This is a genomic window from Kaistella sp., from assembly GCF_032060305.1.
GTDB classification, from domain to species: domain Bacteria; phylum Bacteroidota; class Bacteroidia; order Flavobacteriales; family Weeksellaceae; genus Kaistella; species Kaistella yananensis.
Window position 1 is genome coordinate 21,223 of record NZ_DAMBHK010000033.1, and the last position, 3,980, is coordinate 25,202.

The following is a 3,980-nucleotide window of genomic DNA, read 5'->3' on the forward strand; positions in this document are numbered from 1 at the left end:
TATTTTAGGAATCGGTCCGGGTTTGGGAACAGAACGTGAAACCTATAATGCTCTCTTAGCTTTTTTAAAAGCGTGCGACAAAACTTTAGTGCTCGATGCGGATGCACTCAACATGATTGCGGAAAACACCGATCATGTAAATCTAATTCCTAAAAACTCGATTATAACGCCACATCCCAAGGAGTTTGAACGTCTGTTCGGAACAACTGAGAATTCGTTTGAAAGATTAAATCTGGCAAAAGATAAAGCAAAAGAACTGGAGATTTATATCGTTTTAAAAGATCATCACACCCAAATCGTAACGCCAGAAGGCGATGTTTTTTATAATCTTACCGGCAATTCTGGAATGGCCAAAGGAGGCAGTGGCGATGCTCTGCTCGGAATTTTGACCTCGCTGCTCGCGCAAAATTATTCGGTGAAAGAAGCAGTGCTTTTTGGAGTCTGGCTTCATGGCAAAGCCGGTGATTTTGCGGCGAAAAAACATTCAAAAGAAGCGATGCTACCTTCCGATCTAATCGCGGAACTTGGTAACGTATTTAAGTATTTGAACAGTTCCCAATAAAAAACCCTCCAAAAGATTTGAAGGGTTCGGGTTTATTTTAAAGAATTATTCGGGTTTTCCGTTTTCTTCTTCGGTAATTTTATTGTTTTTAGAATACCACATAATCACGAAACCAGCCAGCATGAATGGTATTGAAAGGACTTGTCCCGTATTTAATCCTGCAAACTGAATAAATTCGTCTCCCTGTGGCTCTTTTAAAAATTCAACAAAGAATCTTACCGCCCAAAGGATGATAAAGAACAGACCGAAAAGCCAGCCCTGCTGGTATTTTTTATTTGTGTAACGGTAAAGAACCCATAAAAGGATAAACAGTAAAAAGTAGCCGGAAGCTTCGAAAAGCTGGGTAGGATAACGCGGAACGATTGCGCCGTATTCTGTACTTTGCTGTGGAAAAAGGATCGCAAAAGGCGAATTTTCAGGCGCTGGTTTGCCGATGATTTCGGAGTTGAAGAAATTCCCGATTCTCACAAAAGCGCCTCCTAAAGCTACTACGATTCCAATCCTGTCGTACACCCAAAACGGATTTTTCTTAATGATTTTATAGGAATAATAAAGGGTGGTAAAAATCAGCGCGATGGTTGCTCCGTGACTTGCCAATCCTGAAAAACCGGTAAATTCAAGGTGAGGTTTTGTCCGGATCGGAAGAAATACCGACCAGAAATCTTCTTTGAAAAGTTCTGGCTGGTAAAAAATAACGTGGCCTAATCTTGCACCGAGAATGGTTCCTACCAAAGTCCAGGTGAAAAGCGGCTCCAGATATTTTTGGTTTACATTGTCGATTTTAAAAATTTTCGACATGATCGCATATCCCAGTCCGAAAGCAAGGATAAACATTAAACTGTAATAGTGAAGCGTTATTGGGCCTAAATGTATTCCGGTAGACGGATCCCAGGTGGTATATAAAAATGTAAGCATAGTTTATTTTATTATTTAAATTTAATGTTGATGGCCGCATTTCGGCGGAACCGGATCGTAACCTTCACCTCCCCAGGGATGGCAGCGTGCAATTCTTTTGGCTCCCAGCCAAAAACCTTTAATGGGGCCGTGAACTTGAAGTGCTTCAACCATATAGTGAGAACAAGTCGGTTCGTAACGGCAATTTTTCGGGAGTAAAGGCGAAATAAACCATTGGTAAAATTTAATGAAAATTACCAAAGGAAACGTGATGATTTTGTTGAATGTGCTTTTCAAAACAGTGCAAAAATAAACTAAAATTTTTTTACATTAAAACTTGCCTGTATGAAGATGTTTGGTACATTTGTTTATTAAAAATTTGATAAAAAAGGAGTTAAATAGATAGATTATAGATAAAAATTGTTCATTCTGAACATCAAATTTTCAAAATTTTATTAAAACACAAAAATTACAATTATATATGGCAAGAGCAATTATTAAAGGAACCGGATCTTACACGCCACCAAAAGTTTTGAAAAATGATTTTTTTGAAGCCGTAGGTTCTAACGACGAATGGATTTATTCCCACTTAGGAATTAAAGAAAGAAGAATTGTAGATGGAGAAGTGACGAGCGATTTAGCTTCCAAAGCAGGTTTAAAAGCCTTGGAAAACGCCGGAATCACTTCGAAAGAGGTGGATTTAATTATAGTTGCCACTTCCACTCCCGACAGACAGGCACCTTCTACTGCGTGTTTTGTTCAGGAAAAAATTGATGCAAATCATGCTGTAGCTTTTGATATTTCCGCAGTTTGTTCCGGTGGAATTTATGGTTTAGCCATTGGTTCTCAGTTCATTCAAACGGGGATGTACAAAAATGTTTTAGTAATTGGAGCAGATACTTTTTCGAGCATTACGGATTGGTCTCGCAAAGATTCTGTGTTTTTCGGAGATGGAGCCGGTGCAATTTTATTGTCTGCAACAGAAGAAGATAAAGGATTTATCGATTTCAAGCTTCATGCAGACGGAACCGGGAAAATGCATTTCAATATTCCTGCAGGTGGCTGCGAAATTCCTGCCTCAGAAGAAACCATCAAAAACGGACTCCATTATTTTCAGATGAACGGAAAGGAGGTTTACAGCACTGCCACCAAAGTTTTGCCTGAATGCATCAACGAAATTCTCGAAGCCAACCAAATGAAATCCGATGACATCGATTGGGTAATTCCACACCAGCCCAGCATCAGAATTTTAAAGGAAGTCGCCGAAAAAGTGAATATTCCGTTTGAGAAGGTGATGACGAATATGGACAAATACGCCAATACTTCCGGCGGAACCATCCCAATTGTGCTTGATGAAACCTACCGAAGCGGAAAAATTAAAGAAGGCGACACATTACTATTCGCCGCTGTGGGTTCCGGTTGGACTTGGGGAACTGCGATTTATAAAGTTTAGGTTTTAGGATTTATGTATTAGTTAATAAACATTCAACATTATTTCATAATTCATCATTTATAATTTATAATTAAACAAAATATGTTCACCAATAAAACCTTTTTAATCACCGGAATTGCAGATGAAAATTCATTAGCGATGAAAGTGGCCGAAAAAATTATTCAAAACAACGGAAAAGTAGTTTGCACCGGACTTGGCGTAACGCCTTTCCACAAAAACCTTTCCGAAAAAGCCGCAAGTTTTTTGAATAAATCCTACGGCGATTTCGAAACTGCTTGTAAAAATAAACTCGGCGCTGATACGTTGACATTTCCACTCGACGTTACGCTTCCCGAAAGTTTGGATTCTTTGGTTGAATTTTTAAATCAGAATAACGTCAAATTAGATGGTTTCCTTCATGCAATTGCGATGGATAAAACCATTCGTAACAAATCTGTAAAACCAATGTTGGAAGTTACGGCAGAAGAATTTAATGATACGATGACGGTTTCAGCGTTTTCACTGATTTCACTTTCGCACGTTCTTTTGATGAGCCATATTTTACAAAAAGGCGCTTCCATAGTTTCTTTAAGCTATATTGCCGCGGAAAAAGTTTCGTTTTTCCCATACATTAACATGAGTATTGCCAAAGCTGCACTTGAAAGATTAACCATTGAAATGGCTTATGAATTGGGCAGAGATTACGGAATTCGTGCTAATTGTGTGCGTTTTTCACCTTACATGGGAAGTAAAGCCGGAAACGCCACGTTGAAAACCGAAGATGTCGACAGAGCCGACCGTTTGAGTCCGCTCGGAAATGCCACTCCGGAAGATTTGGCACACGAAGTCGTTCATCTTTTCCGTCCGGAAACCCGAATTACCGGCGAAATTCGTCATGTAGACGGTGGCTTTCATATTATGGGATAACACCATTTCGAGGTTAAAGTTCAGGGTTAAAGTTTATAAAATTGTTTTTTAATTGTAATTTTGTTTAATCTAAAACTTTGAACCCGAAACCTTGAGCTCCAATACACCTTTAGCCGAAATTTTAAGACCGAAAACGCTAGACGAAGTTCTCGGGCAGGAACATTT

General features: G+C 39.0%; 5 protein-coding genes. 3 read left to right on the forward strand and 2 right to left on the reverse strand.

The window, feature by feature from the left end:
* Positions 1–562: NAD(P)H-hydrate dehydratase (locus tag V5N63_RS06450; protein ID WP_332033286.1), on the forward strand; the 562-nt coding region annotated here is incomplete at its 5' end.
* Positions 563–607: 45 nt separating this feature from the next.
* Here the strand turns inward: V5N63_RS06450 and lgt are convergent.
* The gene (gene lgt, locus V5N63_RS06455) at positions 608–1,477 is read right to left on the reverse strand and encodes a prolipoprotein diacylglyceryl transferase (protein ID WP_332033287.1); all 870 of its coding nucleotides are present in this window, start codon (positions 1,475–1,477) and stop codon (positions 608–610) included.
* A gap of 21 nt (positions 1,478–1,498) precedes the next feature.
* Positions 1,499–1,753: a membrane protein insertion efficiency factor YidD gene (yidD, locus tag V5N63_RS06460; RefSeq protein ID WP_088467775.1), complete on the reverse strand. Its 255-nt coding sequence runs from the start codon at positions 1,751–1,753 to the stop codon at positions 1,499–1,501.
* A 184-nt stretch (positions 1,754–1,937) separates the two neighbouring features.
* Here yidD and V5N63_RS06465 point away from each other — a divergent pair, with 184 nt between their 5' ends.
* Both V5N63_RS06465 and V5N63_RS06470 read left to right on the forward strand, forming a co-directional pair.
* Positions 1,938–2,909 carry a beta-ketoacyl-ACP synthase III gene (locus tag V5N63_RS06465; protein ID WP_088467774.1) on the forward strand — a complete coding sequence of 324 codons (972 nt, stop codon included), beginning with the start codon at positions 1,938–1,940 and terminating at the stop codon, positions 2,907–2,909.
* A gap of 81 nt (positions 2,910–2,990) precedes the next feature.
* On the forward strand, positions 2,991–3,815 hold the full coding sequence (locus V5N63_RS06470) for an SDR family oxidoreductase (RefSeq protein ID WP_088467773.1): 825 nt from the start codon (positions 2,991–2,993) through the stop codon (positions 3,813–3,815).
* The last annotated feature ends 165 nt before the right edge of the window (positions 3,816–3,980 follow it).